The following is a 15,394-nucleotide window of genomic DNA, read 5'->3' as shown; positions in this document are numbered from 1 at the left end:
CTTTAGAAGGCAAATGCAGATAAAGCAATCCGTAGTTTTACGAGAGCTTTAGAGTGAATCTGTGACACACGTGACTCACTTACACCAAGGATTTTTCCAATCTCTTTTAAAACTAGGTCTTCGTAATAATAGAGTGCCATAACCTTACGTTCTCTTTCATCGAGTCCTTCGATAGCAGCAGATAAACACCGAATAAATTCTTTTTTATCTACAATGTCATACCCTGTTTGCGCACGTTCATCAGGAATTCTCTCCTCTAGGGCTATTCCTTCCCCATCATAAAATGAAGATCTTTCTTCATTGAGTGAAATGATTAGTGCAGGTCGTGCGGAAATAAACCATCCTGATAATTCTTCTTGAGAAATTTGGAAATACTCACAAAGGTCCCCATCTGTAGGTTCTTTTCCTAAGGATTGACGTAAATTTTCTATAGCTTCCGATAACTTGTTTGCCTTTTGGTATACACTCCGAGGTACCCAGTCTTGTTTACGCAAATCATCAATAATTGCTGCCTTGATTAAAAATAAGGCGTACCCCTCGAAACGACGACTTCTTTCCGGATCGAACCTCTCTACAGCACGCACTAACCCTTCTATTCCAGAAGCATAGAGATCCTCAGCTGTTACGTGGGGGGGCATACCAGAAATCAATCGATGCACTGCGTATTTTACTAGATGCAAATAGGAATCAATAAGAATATCTCGATATTCTATATTGCATGTTTTCCAATATAGATCCCATATTTCAGAAATATTGCTTTTTATTTTATTTTTCACAATTTCTAAAAATTATTTCTAATAATAGTTTTAATTAAACCATTTTTATTTTTTTTGTAATTCTTCTAATACTTCAAACAGTCAATACCTCATCAGAAACTGATCCTAGTAGGGAAAGGGGAATTTCTTCTGGAAGTTCATTGTGTGACAATACTAAAAGATCAGGAAAGTAAGGCTCGATGATTTTTCTTAATTCGCATCTTGATTCATATCCAGTAACAATGGCACGGAAATCTCCTCCCTGAGATCGTTCAAGTATATCCTGAACCTGTTTAACGACTTTATCACACATCAAGGGGTGAGATTTTGAGTATAAGTCACTTATCATTTGCTCGACATGAGCATCTACAGTAATAATTTCTAAAGTATTCTCCTTATTCCATAGGGATCGTCCAATATGTTTCCCCAAGTGCTTACGTATTTTCTCTATTAAAATTTCTAAACTCTCTTCAGTAGACCCATAAAGAGCAATGGACTCAAGAATCTTAGGAAAAAATCTTAAGGAAATTCGCTCTTTAACAAGAGATTTCATTAAAAAAATTAAGGAATTTTCTGAAATTTTTTTAGGTATGATTTCATCTATGGACAGTCCCCAAACTTCCTGAGCATTTCTAATTAATTCTTTGATGTGCTTTCCATGGAGTACCTCTGCAGCAAGATGCCTTAATATAGGGATAAGACTTTCCACATTCATTTCTTTGAAATGAAATTGCTGTCCCTCATAATTCAGGGACAAAGTTTCCCCTATATATAAAACATGCGTTTGGATTTGTAATGCAATTCCCAGCTCTTCAAAAATGGATTCACAAGCCTGATTATAGATATCGTAAGGATCAGGGCCCGTGTACTCTTGAGGAAGATAAAGATACAATTTTTGAAACTTTTCCCATGTTGGTAATATGCCATCCTCTTTTTTTCGCTCTTTATATCCTAAGAGAAGTGTGGATACGCAAATTATAATAAGAGTCTTTGGCATTCCAGGAACGAATAACAAGAAAGAAAACACAAAAGCAATGGCACGAAAATGCTCACGAACTTGCTCATAATAGTGATACATGTGTTCTATAAGGGTGTCCTTCTTCCCTACTTTGGATATCAGAGTTGCTGCTGCACATGAAGTAAGTAATGCAGGGGCCTGACTAACTAGGGCATCGCCTACTACTGTCAACCAAAGACTGTAACTATCAAAATTTAAAGAACTAGAGAAATAGACAGCAGCACAGGAATTTACAATTAGCAAAATACACCCGACAATTGCATCGCCCTTAATAAAACGAAACACGCCTTCCATTGAAGAGAAAAAATCACTTTCTTCAAATAGGTCTTGCTTAATCCTATCGATATCTGTACTTGAGATTCTTCCTTGAGATAAGTCAGCATCCAAAGACATCTGTTTTCCTGGGAGGGCTTCCAAAATAAAACGCGCTCTAACCTCGGCAACACGTTCGGCTCCCTTAGCGACAACCAAAAAATTAACTAAAAAAATAAACAACAAGTAGCTATTCCAGCTCCTAAACTCCCTAAAGAAAAAAAACTTCCTAAAGAGAAAATTATGGGGGATGCCCAACCTGAAGATAATATCCAGCGTGTTGAAGCAAGGTTTAGACCTAAACGAAATAAGCAAAGATAGAGAAATAAAGGAGGAAATAACTTTGCTGAGTAAATCGATTTTAAAGAAAAAACCCAGAATACTAAGGTAAATGTTAGGATAAAATTAATACATAACCCGACATCTAATAGAACTTGGGGTAATGGGAACAGAAAAGAAAGAAGAATCCCTAAGGGAATGAGAGTCATTCGCCATGTTTTCGCTTGTGTGGTTATCACCAAGTGCCTCCCTTATGAGACTCTTCTAGCTTTCTCAATACTGATAGAAAATATATATCTTCAAGCAAAACTCTTCTGGGAATAGATACAAGCTTTTATTGATCTTTATCTTGTAGACTATTTTCTTCTATGCTAACTTCTCTTCTGATTTGTAAGGCATTCATACGGAGTATAGCGCAGCCTGGTTAGCGCGGTTGCTTTGGGAGCAATAGGTCGGGGGTTCGAATCCCTCTACTCCGAACTCTTAAGGTTCTACACATTAACGTCACACTAACATCGAGAAAAACATGGCAAAACTAATCGTTTGTTCCGAAGATGAAGAAAAAGAATTTGACCTTGAAGATGGATCTAGCATTGCTCAACCTTGTGAAGAGTCTGGTGTTCCCTTTGCTTGTACAGAAGGCGTATGCGGTACATGTGTTATTGAAATCATTGAGGGAGGAGAAAATCTTTCAGAATTTACTCAAGAAGAAAGTGATTTCCTAGGAGATGTAGATTTGAATGAGCGTTTAGCTTGTCAATGTAAGATCCGTGGCGGTTGCACTAAAATTAAATTTTAAAATAAAATAGAAACTATCTCCAGTAAAGATTTTCTTTTTTATAAAGAATGCTTTTATTTTTTTAATCCTGTTTAGTTTTAATTAACAATTTAGTGACGCAATGCATTCTTCATCAGCCTCTCGTTCACCTGTCCCCCCCTCTTCGGATGATAGGGTTGTTTCATCTCAATCCTCTCTTAAACTTGGATCACGTCTAGCAACAATATCACTAATTGTGCTTTCTATTTTAGGGGCCCTAGTCTTGACTGGCTTATTGATTGCAGGAGTTGTTAGTTTACCTATCGGAGCCCCACTACTTACTTTAACCTTAGTTTTTGCAGGAGTCTTTGCTGCTATGCACTGTTTTTTATCAAAAAAACGCTTACCGCAAGTAAAGAAGACTTTAGAATCATTAGAGCCATCCTCACCATTAGAACCATCCTTACCTAAGACACCTACGACTACCGAGGAGCTTCCCCTATTTCCATCATCTATGGATAACTATCAAAGTATGTTAGAGGCCTACGCCTCTCCCTTACCCGATGCACAGTCAATTCAAATAGGAAAAGTAGAGCCCAAAGCTACAACTCTAACACATAATGTATGGAACATTACTAAAACACGAACCTACCTAGTCTCTGTAGTAGGGGATATTGCTGATCCTAGGTTTAATACGAATTTATCCAGTCTCATGCTGGTCAATGCGGCTAATGCTCGTATGTCTCGAGGAGGAGGAGGAACAAACCGAGCATTTACATCAGCTGTAAGTACACGAGGATGGGCTAACTCTACTGAGGGAAAAATCCTACTCGAACCCGGTGAATGTACTGTAGGACAATGGGAAAATCCTGATGGCACAATAAATTCTGAGAAATCAGGTTTACCTCGCTATCTGGTACAGATGTTAGGTCCCAATGCTGCGGATTGCGATAACAATATAGATATGTGCGAACAACTTGTCTTCAGAGCTTATTTCTCTTGTTTCGAAAGAGGAATGTCACTAAGATCTCAGTATATTCAACTTCCCCTAATCTCATCTCTCAACTATGCTCCACCACCAGGAACAATCGTTCGAGGGAAAGATATACACGAGTTATGGATAGGTACTGTGAAATCAGCATTTGTAAAGGCTGTCATCACCTTTGCGCTCAAAAACCCAGAGTATTCTTTAGTTATTGTCATGGTAAATAGAGGTTCTCCTATTCTTTAAAAAAATCTTACAAATACATAACTACTAGAATTTCTATTGAATACGAGATTTCCTTCCTTTCATCTTGATGAGGTGGTATGGAAATTCTTCTTTTACAATAAGAATGATTTTACATATAAACAGTAAGCATATAACCTAGTAAGCTTAGAATCAGTGACTTAGGCTCTTCGACAAAACTAATAGAATAAAGCATAAGTACGTTACCCAGAGCTACTCTAGGAGAACATATAATATCTTTATCTAGGCCCAGAAATTAAGTTTCTATAATTCAATGACCATGATTGTTAACCAGTCTTCCTTAAGGGAGATCACGGCTCCTCCTGTTGAGAAGACATCTTCAACGATATCACTTAAACGCCGTGTTGTTCATATTGCTATCGTTATTTTTATGTCTTTAACTACCATCAGTTTTGTTCTTGCCTCTGTTCTCTCTGGTATCCTACCTCTTCTCTCTATTGGTCTACTCTCATTACTTATACTCTCTATAATTGCTATTAAACAATTCCCTCATCCTAAAAAATCTATAGAAATTGATGAATCTCCAGCATCTACTACTGAGTTGTTATCTCTTCTTGTTACGGATGAAACTACGCCCCACACACAAATATTAGAGAAGTATGCCGACTTAATTACTGATAATTGGACATCTCTTCCCAATATACTAGAAGATTCTTCGACAGCATTTTTACAAAAAGTGTGGAAATTTAATCACTCGAAAACGGTTCTTTTCTCTACAACAGGATCCGTGTATACACCACGCATACAGTGCTGCTGTAACCTGATGATTGCTTTAGAGAATAACGAAAATACCTTTGCAAATTTAGATATACTCAATATTGTGTACGATCGACCTGAACATCTTACTGAAGGTCAATGTTTATTCCTTCCTTGGAAAAATTATGATGGATCAACTAATAAACATCGACTTGGTCTTCCGAACTTCCTAGGATTCATTCAAACTCCTGATGCAAGTTTTCATAAAAATAATCCTTTCCTTGCTTATTCTTTTGCTAAATCTTCGTATACTCGTTGTCTAGAACAAGCGATCACCTTAGGAGTGGATATGGTTCAACTCCCCCTAATATCTATATCTCCTCTACAAACGTCCCAAGAAGCACTTACATGGAAATCTGCAATACAAACTGGATTGGTTGCTGCTATAGCACAGTTCGCAGTCATGCACCCTGGGGTAAGTATGAATATCGTGGTTGTTAGCCCCCCTGGATTAGGTCTTCCTATATAAGAAGATTTGACCCAATTAGAATATAAATACTTATTAGAGAGTAAAATAAAAGGCAGTATCTCTTTTATGAGATCCTCTCTGATTAAGAAAAAAGACTATAAGATTTTCTCAATAAAAAATTTGAAACAATCTTAATTTTTCCACTTTCTAAATACTTTACGATGGATTAAGCTAGTTTCTTCTCAATTGGTCAGCTTAAGTAAAATATCCATCTACTTATCGTTAAGTAAATTTTTTTAGATTAGTGGCACACTCTCTTGAACATATAACTAGGCGTTTCGCCCATTCAGTAAAAATTGGGAATCTCTATATAGGTAGTACCCATACGATTAAAAACCAGTCAATGACGACAACTCCTACTGCAGATGTTGATGCTACGGTAGCTCAAATTTGCGATCTTGTAGAAGCTCAATGTGACATTGTACGGGTTACAGTACAGGGTATTAAGGAAGCACAAGCTTGCGAACGTATTAAAGAACGCCTGATAAACAAAGGTATTCATATCCCTCTAGTTGCTGATATTCATTTTTTCCCTCAAGCTGCTACATATGTAGCAGATATTGTAGATAAAATACGCATTAATCCAGGGAATTTCATTGATAAACGCAATATGTTTACAGGAAGAAGCTGCAATTACGCGGATAGTCTTAAGCGCTTAGAAGAAAAGTTCTCTCCTTTGGTTGAGAAATGCCAACGCTTAAACAAAGCTTTGCGGATTGGAGTTAATCATGGTTCTCTTTCTGAACGTATACTACAGAGATACGGAGATACTATTGAAGGCATGGTTATGTCAGCTTTAGAATATGCTACTATTTGCGAAAAACTTGGTTATCAAGATGTTGTTTTCTCAATGAAGTCTAGCAATCCTAAGGTAATGATTGCTGCCTATCGCCAACTTGTTAAAGATTTGGATGCTCGTGGTTGGCACTATCCTCTTCATTTAGGAGTTACAGAAGCCGGTATGGGAAGAGATGGAGTCATTAAATCCTCCATAGGCATAGGGACACTTCTTGCCGAAGGTCTAGGAGATACCATTCGTTGTTCTCTAACGGGTTGCCCTACGCAAGAAATTCATGTATGTAAAACATTATTGAAACATACAGCAGTGTACCTTGATCTCCCTAAACAGGAGAATCCTTTTGCTTTAGAAAACTCCGAAAGTTTCGTTAAAGCTTCAAAAAAATTAAAAAAATACCCCATGGGGCAACGTATATGGAGTATTTCTCAAACTCCATGATCATCATTTGGAAAACACTTCCATAGATACTCTTTTGGAAGCCTTAGGTATAGACAAACAAACAGGGAAGAAATCTACAACGACTCCTGAAGGGGTTCTTATTCCTCGATGCTTTCTGGAAACGCCAATTGTTGAAAAATTAAAACAGCATATTCTAGTCTTTCATGATCATCAGGCACCTCACTTGTACGATAACAATGAAAACACGTGGAGTAGCGATTCTACCTTAGCATCTCCTTTTGTTTATTATCATGCTACGCCTCCGTTTATGCATAGCATCAGAAACTTCTTTAAAAAAAGAAAACAAGAGACGCAGCCAGTAATGATTGTCTTGTCTCAACAAACAGAAGACGAACATGCTGCTACTGTATCTATAGCTACGGAACTCGGTGCTATACTCCTGGATGGGTTAGGCGATGCTGTAATTTTAGATCTTCCCTATATTCCTCTCCATGTATCTAGAGAAATTATTTTCAGTACACTGCAAAGTACTGGAGTACGTTTAGTAAAAACTGAATATATCTCCTGTCCTGGATGTGGAAGGACTCTTTTTGATCTTCCTAAGGTAACAAAGCAAATTCAAGAGAAAACCAAACACCTTGTGGGTCTAAAAATTGCCGTTATGGGATGTATCGTTAATGGTCCTGGAGAAATGGCGGATGCTGATTTTGGATTTGTGGGATCTAAAACAGGTATGGTAGACCTCTATGTAAAACATACATGTGTAAAAGCACATATTCCCATGGAAAATGCTGAACAAGAATTAATCCATCTGTTAAAAGAATACGGAGTTTGGAAAAACCCTGAATGATGCCTTGAACTATGACTACGTATGCTAATTTAAAAAAACTTTCTTTTCCTGAGCTTTCTGACTTTCCCATACGCCATGGATTATTCCCTAAACAAATAGATAGTGAAGGGAAGATCTTTTCCCCTAAAAACGAAGACATCTGCCAAGACTTAGGAGCAAAGAAATTTTGTGATTTGCAGCAAGTACATAGTACAACGTTACTGCATGCAACACAAACATCTCCCCAAAGATCTCCTGGTGATGGTTTATACACTCAAGAACCTTTGCTTTCTTTACATATTCGTCACTCAGATTGTCAGCCAGCCATCTTTTATGACCCTGAAAAACATGTCATTGCTAATGTTCATGCTGGTTGGCGTGGTCTCGTAGGAAATATCTATGCTGTTACGGTTTCTATTCTAAAAAAGGTATTCCATTCCAATCCTCAGGATCTGATTGTTGTCATTGGTCCCTCTTTAGGTCCTAAACATGCCATCTATCCCGATTATAAAGAATTGTTTCCTCCCAGTTTTTTCCCTTTAATGCCTAAAGAAAATCATATGGATTTTCGTGCCGTGGCTAGAAAGCAACTGCTGAACTTGGGTATTTCTCGTTCAAAAATTACTATTTCTGAGCGGTGTACTTATGAAGAACACGATATTTTCTTTTCTTCGCGATACCGTAATGCTCATTCTGATCCTAATGAACGAGACCCTCATACAAAAAAGAACAATGTAACTGCTGTTCTTCTCCTTCCTAGGGAATAAAATTAAAAACTCAATAAGGATTCTGGATGTTCGATCGCATCCTTAACTTGGACTAAGAACCCTACGGCCTCCTGACCATCTATAATACGATGATCATAACTTAGAGCTACATACATCATATCCGCTATTGTTATCGTATTATCTATGACAACAGGACGTTTTTGTATTTTATGCATGCCTAAAATCCCAACTTGAGGAGGATTAATAATTGGCGTAGATAGAAGAGAGCCATACACTCCACCATTAGTAATAGTGAAACACCCTCCCTCTAGCTCAGCAACGGAAATTCTCCCTTCACGAGCTCGTAATGCTAGATCTGCAAGTTGAACCTCAATATCTCCATTAGAAAGCGTATCACATTCCCTAATCACAGGAACAATGAGTCCTCGTTCTGTGCCGACAGCTATACTAATATCATAGTATTGGCGATAGACAACTTCGTCCTTATCAATAAAGGCATTGATGCGAGGATATGCCTTAAGCCCAGCAACAACAGCCTTAATAAAGAAAGACATAAAGCCTAATTTCACATGATACTTAGAAGAAAACCTCTCTTGGTTTTCCCTACGTAACTCTATCAATGGATTCATATAAATCTCATTGAATGTCGTTAACATAGCGGATTCGTGAAGTGAAGATACTAAACGACGAGAAATCGTTTTACGTATTGAAGACATACGTTCACGAATTTCATTTTTTGTTCCTGTTTCTTTCCTTTGTATCTGATCACGTAATGGAACAAAAGTCTTACCCTTAGCTGGAGGCTCTCGAGATACCGTTCTCGGGAAGCAAATGATTTCTGCATCTAAAGTCGTGTTTTCCTGAGAATGAGAACTATCGTCTGAGGCTTCGGGAATAGCCTCGTTTGCATCATATATCTTGGCTACGAGACCTCCTACTGAAATAGTATCTCCCTCAGCTACTTCCCAAACAAGTCTTCCTGAAGCTGGAGCATAAATCAGCTGATTTACCTTATCACTCTCGATCTCCAAAATGCCCTGATTTTCCTGTACTAGACTCTCTGAAGGTACTAAAAGAGATGCTATAGTAACAGTACTTATAGACTCAGCAACATTGGGGATGCGCACTTCTGTAATCATACACTACCTAAAGAAAACAATGTTTCCATTAATGTTAAAAATTCTTTCTGGTGAATACGTTGAGATCCTGTAGCTGTAGAACTACTTCGAGGTCTTGTTACACATAACAGCTTCTTAGGAAAAATGTCTTGTGTCGCCATGAAGATATAATCATATGCTCCCATATTTTGGGGCTCTTCCTGCAACCATACGTAATGAACAACTTGAGAATACTTTTTAATTAAATGAAGTAATCTTTCAAGATGTAAAGGATACAAGCTTTCAATACGCAAACATGCAAAATCATTTTTTCTTTGTCTCTTGGTCAGAGCATCTTGAAAATCGTAATATACTTTTCCTGAACATAGAACTAGAATCTTAGCACCATAATTAGGTTCATGATCTTCAAGTATCGATTGGAATCCCCCAGGGCTAGAAAATTCCTCTATAGAGCTAGTACACTCAGGATGACGTAACAGCATTTTTGGAGTAAAAACTATGAGAGGTAAAGAGAGATCTCTTTTTGTGTGTTCACGAAGAATACGAAAGTATTGCACAGGAGTTGAAGGAAGGACTATCTGAAAGTTCCAATTTGCGGCAAGCTGTAAATATCTTTCTATGCGTGCGGACGAATGCTCCGGTCCTTGGCCTTCATAACCGTGAGGCAAAAGAACAACAAGATCAGAATGTAAATCCCATTTTTGAATTGCTGAAGAAATATACTGATCGAAAATAATCTGAGCGCCATTGGAAAAATCCCCAAACTGAGCTTCCCACATTACTAACGTACGTTCCGCCTGTTGAGCATAGCCATATTCAAATCCTAAAACAGCGTATTCCGATAAGGGTGAGTTATAGATTTCTAAAGAACCTTGATCCGAAGATAAATGATATAAAGGAGAATACGTATCTCCCGAATGAATATCGCTCCATAATAAATGTCTTTGGCTAAAAGTCCCACGAACAGAATCTTGTCCAGAAAGTCTTAAGGAAAATCTTTCTATGAGTAATGAAGCGAAAGCTAATTCTTCAGCCATTCCCCAATCAATTCCGATTTCTCCTCGGACCATTTTCATTCTTTTTTCAATGAGAGATTTTATCTTGGAATGAGGAGTAAAATGTTCTGGGAAACTACATAATTTCGATCCTATCTCAAATACTGTACTCCTATCTAAAGAAACATCTAGAGAATTAACTAATAATTCCCCTAGGTTCATACGATCACAATGTCGGCATCCTACTGGAAGATGTTGTTCTTCTTTTTTTAATGATTGAAATTCCTGGTTTAAAATTTCCTGGACATCATTTTCTACTCTAAGGAATTTATCTTCAGAAACTTCTAAAGATTTTTGATTCAGTAAAAACTGTTTAAAAATTTCACGAATCGAAGATTTTTTCTTGATTTCATTATAAAGCAGAGGCGCTGTTATGGAAGGATCATCACTTTCATTGTGTCCATGCTTTCGATAACAACAAAAATCGATAATCACATCACAACCAAATTCTTCACGAATCTTTAATGAATATTCGATCGCCCGTAGACAAGAAAGTATATCCTCGCCATTAACGCGAAATACAGGGACTCCCAACATCTTAGCAATATCTGTACAATAAGGTGTAGAGCGGTATTCTCTAGGTTGAGCAGTAAACCCTATGTGATTATTCACAACAATATGAAGAGTTCCTTCTGTTGAGTACCCAGGGATCTGACTTAATTGCAAAGTCTCATAAACGATCCCTTGTCCTGAGAAAGCGGCATCACCATGAATCAAGATAGCAATGCAAGAGCGTTTCCTATCCTGAGGAACCTGATTCTGTAGAGCGGCCACTACACCCTCAACAACAGGATCTACAGCTTCCAAATGACTAGGATTTGGAAGCATAATCTGAATGATTTCCTGACCATGACTATGAGACCTGGAGACATAACCCTTATGATATTTGACATCCCCCACATGATCAATACCATGAGATTGTGGGTCGTCTTCAAATTCCATAAATACATCTCGGTAAGGCTTCCCCAAAACATTAGTTAACACATTGAGACGTCCGCGATGTGCCATTCCTAACACATAACTTGTTATGCCTAGCCCCACACCGAAATGAAAAAGATGTTCCAACATGGGAATTAGACTCTCTCCTCCTTCTAAAGAAAATCTTTTCTGTCCTGTAAATTTGATCTGAAGAAACTCTTCAAAAAAAGATGCCTTACATATATCTCGATAAATTCTCACTAAATCTTCCGAAGATCTTTGTGGTAACTTGCTCTCCATAAGCTGCCAAATATATTCCTGTAATTGTGGAGAACAAGTAAGTGCTTCTACTGCGATTCCGCGACAATAACAATTATCTAACTCTTGAATCAAATCACGAACAGTAACTTTATCCTGGGGAAGAAAGCCCAAAGAAGGAACAATTTCATCAAGATCTATATTCTTAATTTTCTCTTGAATCAATGATGAAGGATGCGGAGAAGTTAATGGAGAAATCTGACTTTGTAAATACCCATAATACCTATAAACCATCAGAAGGAACCGAGCTTTTTTCTCTTGTAAAGTTTCACAATCGTTTCCTTGTCCTGATGGAGATGGTGTACTTTCGAGACCTAACTGATATCCTTGAAAAAAATATTTCCATGAAGAATCTAAAGTTTCATTATGTAAAAATCGTTGAAACATAGACTCAATCCACGCTATATCCAAAGAATGGACTTGTCCAGCAAATTTAGAATCCATATGATATTTGTTCTCAATAGATGCGATCAGAATTTCGTTTCATAGCAAATTTTTATTTTTCAAAAAAATAATCTTTGTTTTTTCTGTTATTGAAAAAAAGCTAGAGATACATTACATCTGCTCTCTAGCATACAGGATGGTACCTACTAGATGAAAAGTGAACGTCTAAAAAAACTAGAATCTGAATTACACGATCTTACTGAATGGATGAAATTGGGGTTAGTCCCTAAAAAAGAAGTTGATAGACATAAAGAAGAGATCCGTTCTTTAGAAAATAAAATTCACGAAGAAAAAGAACGCCTACAGCTTTTAAAAGAAAGTGGAGAAATAGAAGAATATGTAGCTCCACGGCGTTCTCCTACAAAAACAGTATATCCAGACGGACCAAGTATGTCGGATATCGAGTTTGTAGAATCAACGGAAACAGAAATCGAACTGGATCCAGGAGAAACTCTGGAAATGGAATTCCATGATGAAGAGCGGGAAGAAGGGGGAATAGAAGTCGACTATCCCAGTGATGATGATGAAGATCCTTTTAGTGATCGTAATCGTTGGAGACGAGGGGGAATTATCGACCCCGACGCTAATGAATGGTAAAAAGCCCTTAGCTCTTTACATCCACATCCCCTTCTGTTCGAAGAAATGTCATTACTGTAGCTTTTATACTATTCCTTATCGTGACGAATGGATAGAGCTTTATTGTAACCAGGTGCTTCAAGAAGGGTTACATAAGTTTTCATCCCTAAAAGATGGCTACTTCATTGATACAATATTCTTTGGAGGGGGAACTCCTTCGTTAATTCCTCCTCGTTATTTTCATAAACTTCTTGATGTTTTTGCTCTCCATGCACGAGAAATCACTTTAGAAGCAAATCCTGAAGATTTATCAGAATCGTATATACGCCAACTGTCTCAAACCCCCATCAATAGAATCAGCGTGGGAATACAAACATTTCATGATCCCATCCTCAAAGCTTTAGGAAGAATACATTCATCAACAACAGCTATTTGTGCTTTACATCGTTGTTACCAATATGGTTTTACAAATCTTTCTATTGATCTTATTTATGGACTGCCAACACAAACTCTGGAAGATTTCATATCGGATATCCATCAGGCACTTTCCTTGCCTATCTCTCATATTTCCCTTTATAATCTTACAATAGATCCCCATACTTCATTTTACAAACACCGACATGCTGTTCTACCTGCAATTGCTAACGACCAATCCTTAGCATCGATGAGCCTATTTGCTGAAGAATATCTCTCTTCCCAAGGATTTTCTCGCTACGAACTTGGATCTTACGCAAAATCACATACAGAATCAAAGCATAATCTCTATTACTGGACAGACCAGCCTTTTTTAGGATTAGGAGTTTCTGCTTCTCAATATATTCATAATACTCGATCCAAGAATCTATCAAGGATCTCTCAATATCTACGTGCTGTACGTAAAAATCTCCCTACTCATGAATTTACAGAATGTCTTCCTGAAAAAGAACGTATTAAAGAAGCTCTTGCTCTTCGATTACGACTTACCCAAGGAGCACGATGGAATGACTTTCCTCTTCCTCTCATGCATACCTTGACCTCACTCACACACATACAAGAACTCTTCGATAAAAATGAGGAATTTCTTTCATTAAATTCTCGCGGCCGCTTATTTCATGATACTGTTGCTGAAGAAATCATGAATATTTCTTTTTAATTTAATAAAACAATATTAATTGTTATTAGATTTTTATAAAAAAATAATTAATAATAACAAAAAATATGAAAAATAATACAGAGTATAACCAAGCATCTCAAATTAATCTTCTTACTAGCACCACACAAACAACAAATTCATCAATATTTACTGTTACTAGTAGCGGGATTTCATCTTCAAAACCCATTAATATGAATAGTCAAAATATTAGTGGACTTGCTACTCCTTCTAATGACTCTGATGCTGTACCCCTAGAGTATCTCAAATCTAACTTCGTATTAAAAAGTGATCCAGATTCTGGATATCTCCCCACAGCGGGAGGAACTTTGACAGGAAATATTAACATGGGAGGAAACAAAATCACTAACTTGGGGATGGGAGACTCCCCTCAAGATTCTGATGCAGTAAATTTTAAATATCTTTCCGAGAAAGTTAGTGAGGTTACCAACAACAAAGATCTCACTGATGCAATTAGCAGCATCAGTAGTGCTTTAGATAAAATGAACAACATAGAGGCTGCTCTTGGTATTGTATCTGAAGATGAGGAAGATGATGGCTCAGAGACTACCTCCTCAGCTCAATTTATCAGTGTGAGCGGAGGAACTATGAACGGTAATCTAGATATGAGTAATCATACAGTTACCGGTATAAAAACTCCTGCTGATACAGAAACACAATACGCAGTCAATGTGGAGTATGTACAAAGCAAAATTACTCTACCTCAAGTAGGGATGATAGGAAATACTGTTAGTAATCCTATCTCTACTTCCTCCTCGGGTTACTTTAACTGGGAAGAAATTACAACATCCGCAACAGAAACACCATCAACAACACCAACACCAGCGGAATCGACGGAATCGGCTCAACCAACATCGATCATTTCTCCCAAGATGTCGATCTCCTCATCAACTACAACGCCAACAACAACACAGACTTCATCATCTTCTTTAATAACTACCCCAACCTCTAGCACATATCTAAAAATCGAAGACTCCGATAAGACATCAATGCAAATTCTAGGAGTAGGAATTGTTACCCTATGTTTTTCTGTCACAAGTTCGAACGATACAAAATCAAATATCAGTGTCATACTTAACCCACCTGCTAGTACTAGTTCAGGAGGAGAAGAAGCAGAAGAAACTAGCACAAACTCAACAGGAGATACTGTGGTATATGAGATTCCCTCTCTAGCATCTGGACAACCTGTGTGTTGTCAAATTCCTGTTCAAACACAGAATTCAGTACTGAAAATCAAAACAAGCATAAGCTCTACAAGAAGCTCTGTACCAAACACATCAGGAAGTTCTTCATCTTCAGAAAGCTCTTCATCTTCATCAGTAAGTTCCGATGTCTCATCAGGAGATGCTTCATCAGTGACATCAAGCATTACCTCATGGTCTTACCAAGTGACTCTTTTACCTTCCATATTCCCAACATCCTCTTCATGAAGAGAAAAGGCTAAGATACTCTTAGCCTTTTTAGA

10 protein-coding genes, 1 tRNA gene and 2 pseudogenes are annotated in these 15,394 nt (G+C 37.6%); 9 read left to right on the top strand and 4 right to left on the bottom strand.

The genetic code is table 11. The features are described 5' to 3' along the window. Positions 1 to 2: 2 nt before the first annotated feature. Together RT28_RS01105 and RT28_RS01100 are read right to left on the bottom strand one after the other, a co-directional pair. Complete coding sequence (locus RT28_RS01105; RefSeq protein WP_038500266.1) at positions 3 to 776, bottom strand: FliA/WhiG family RNA polymerase sigma factor; 774 nt, start codon at positions 774 to 776, stop codon at positions 3 to 5. A gap of 73 nt (positions 777 to 849) precedes the next feature. After that, a pseudogene (locus RT28_RS01100) lies at positions 850 to 2,573 on the bottom strand (FHIPEP family type III secretion protein). A 195-nt stretch (positions 2,574 to 2,768) separates the two neighbouring features. On the opposite strand from RT28_RS01100, the gene RT28_RS01095 reads away from it, so the two are divergent. The 6 genes and pseudogenes from RT28_RS01095 to pgeF all read left to right on the top strand — a co-directional run bounded on the left by RT28_RS01095 (position 2,769) and on the right by pgeF (position 8,389). After that, positions 2,769 to 2,843: transfer RNA gene (locus RT28_RS01095), tRNA-Pro, on the top strand. A gap of 47 nt (positions 2,844 to 2,890) precedes the next feature. Further along, on the top strand, positions 2,891 to 3,163 hold the full coding sequence (locus tag RT28_RS01090) for a 2Fe-2S iron-sulfur cluster-binding protein (protein WP_020356117.1): 273 nt from the start codon (positions 2,891 to 2,893) through the stop codon (positions 3,161 to 3,163). Positions 3,164 to 3,263: 100 nt separating this feature from the next. Further along, the gene (locus RT28_RS01085; protein WP_038500263.1) at positions 3,264 to 4,352 is read left to right on the top strand and encodes a macro domain-containing protein; all 1,089 of its coding nucleotides are present in this window, start codon (positions 3,264 to 3,266) and stop codon (positions 4,350 to 4,352) included. A gap of 277 nt (positions 4,353 to 4,629) precedes the next feature. Further along, on the top strand, positions 4,630 to 5,595 hold the full coding sequence (locus tag RT28_RS01080; protein WP_240991523.1) for a macro domain-containing protein: 966 nt from the start codon (positions 4,630 to 4,632) through the stop codon (positions 5,593 to 5,595). Between the two features lie 244 nt (positions 5,596 to 5,839). Beyond that, positions 5,840 to 7,643, top strand: a pseudogene (locus tag RT28_RS01075) (4-hydroxy-3-methylbut-2-en-1-yl diphosphate synthase). 11 nt (positions 7,644 to 7,654) lie between these two features. Continuing rightward, positions 7,655 to 8,389 carry a peptidoglycan editing factor PgeF gene (gene pgeF, locus RT28_RS01070; protein ID WP_038500257.1) on the top strand — a complete coding sequence of 245 codons (735 nt, stop codon included), beginning with the start codon at positions 7,655 to 7,657 and terminating at the stop codon, positions 8,387 to 8,389. A 2-nt stretch (positions 8,390 to 8,391) separates the two neighbouring features. On the opposite strand, the gene sucB is transcribed toward pgeF, so the two are convergent. Continuing rightward, positions 8,392 to 9,489: a dihydrolipoyllysine-residue succinyltransferase gene (sucB, locus tag RT28_RS01065; protein WP_038500254.1), complete on the bottom strand. Its 1,098-nt coding sequence runs from the start codon at positions 9,487 to 9,489 to the stop codon at positions 8,392 to 8,394. Beyond that, entirely contained in the window at positions 9,486 to 12,203 is a 2,718-nt protein-coding gene (locus RT28_RS01060) for a 2-oxoglutarate dehydrogenase E1 component (protein ID WP_038500251.1), read from the bottom strand. The genes sucB and RT28_RS01060 overlap by 4 nt, the downstream gene beginning before the upstream one ends. 150 nt (positions 12,204 to 12,353) lie before the next feature. On the opposite strand from RT28_RS01060, the gene RT28_RS01055 reads away from it, so the two are divergent. The 3 genes from RT28_RS01055 to RT28_RS01045 all read left to right on the top strand — a co-directional run bounded on the left by RT28_RS01055 (position 12,354) and on the right by RT28_RS01045 (position 15,359). Beyond that, complete coding sequence (locus RT28_RS01055) at positions 12,354 to 12,800, top strand: hypothetical protein (RefSeq protein ID WP_020356110.1); 447 nt, start codon at positions 12,354 to 12,356, stop codon at positions 12,798 to 12,800. Then, positions 12,790 to 13,911: a radical SAM family heme chaperone HemW gene (hemW, locus tag RT28_RS01050; protein WP_038500247.1), complete on the top strand. Its 1,122-nt coding sequence runs from the start codon at positions 12,790 to 12,792 to the stop codon at positions 13,909 to 13,911. The genes RT28_RS01055 and hemW overlap by 11 nt, the downstream gene beginning before the upstream one ends. 65 nt (positions 13,912 to 13,976) lie before the next feature. Next, positions 13,977 to 15,359 carry a hypothetical protein gene (locus RT28_RS01045; protein ID WP_038500244.1) on the top strand — a complete coding sequence of 461 codons (1,383 nt, stop codon included), beginning with the start codon at positions 13,977 to 13,979 and terminating at the stop codon, positions 15,357 to 15,359. The last annotated feature ends 35 nt before the right edge of the window (positions 15,360 to 15,394 follow it).

This window comes from Chlamydia avium 10DC88 (genome assembly GCF_000583875.1).
Lineage (GTDB): Bacteria > Chlamydiota > Chlamydiia > Chlamydiales > Chlamydiaceae > Chlamydia > Chlamydia avium.
Note: the sequence above shows the minus strand (reverse complement) of the source record. Positions and strands in the feature narration are given on the sequence as shown.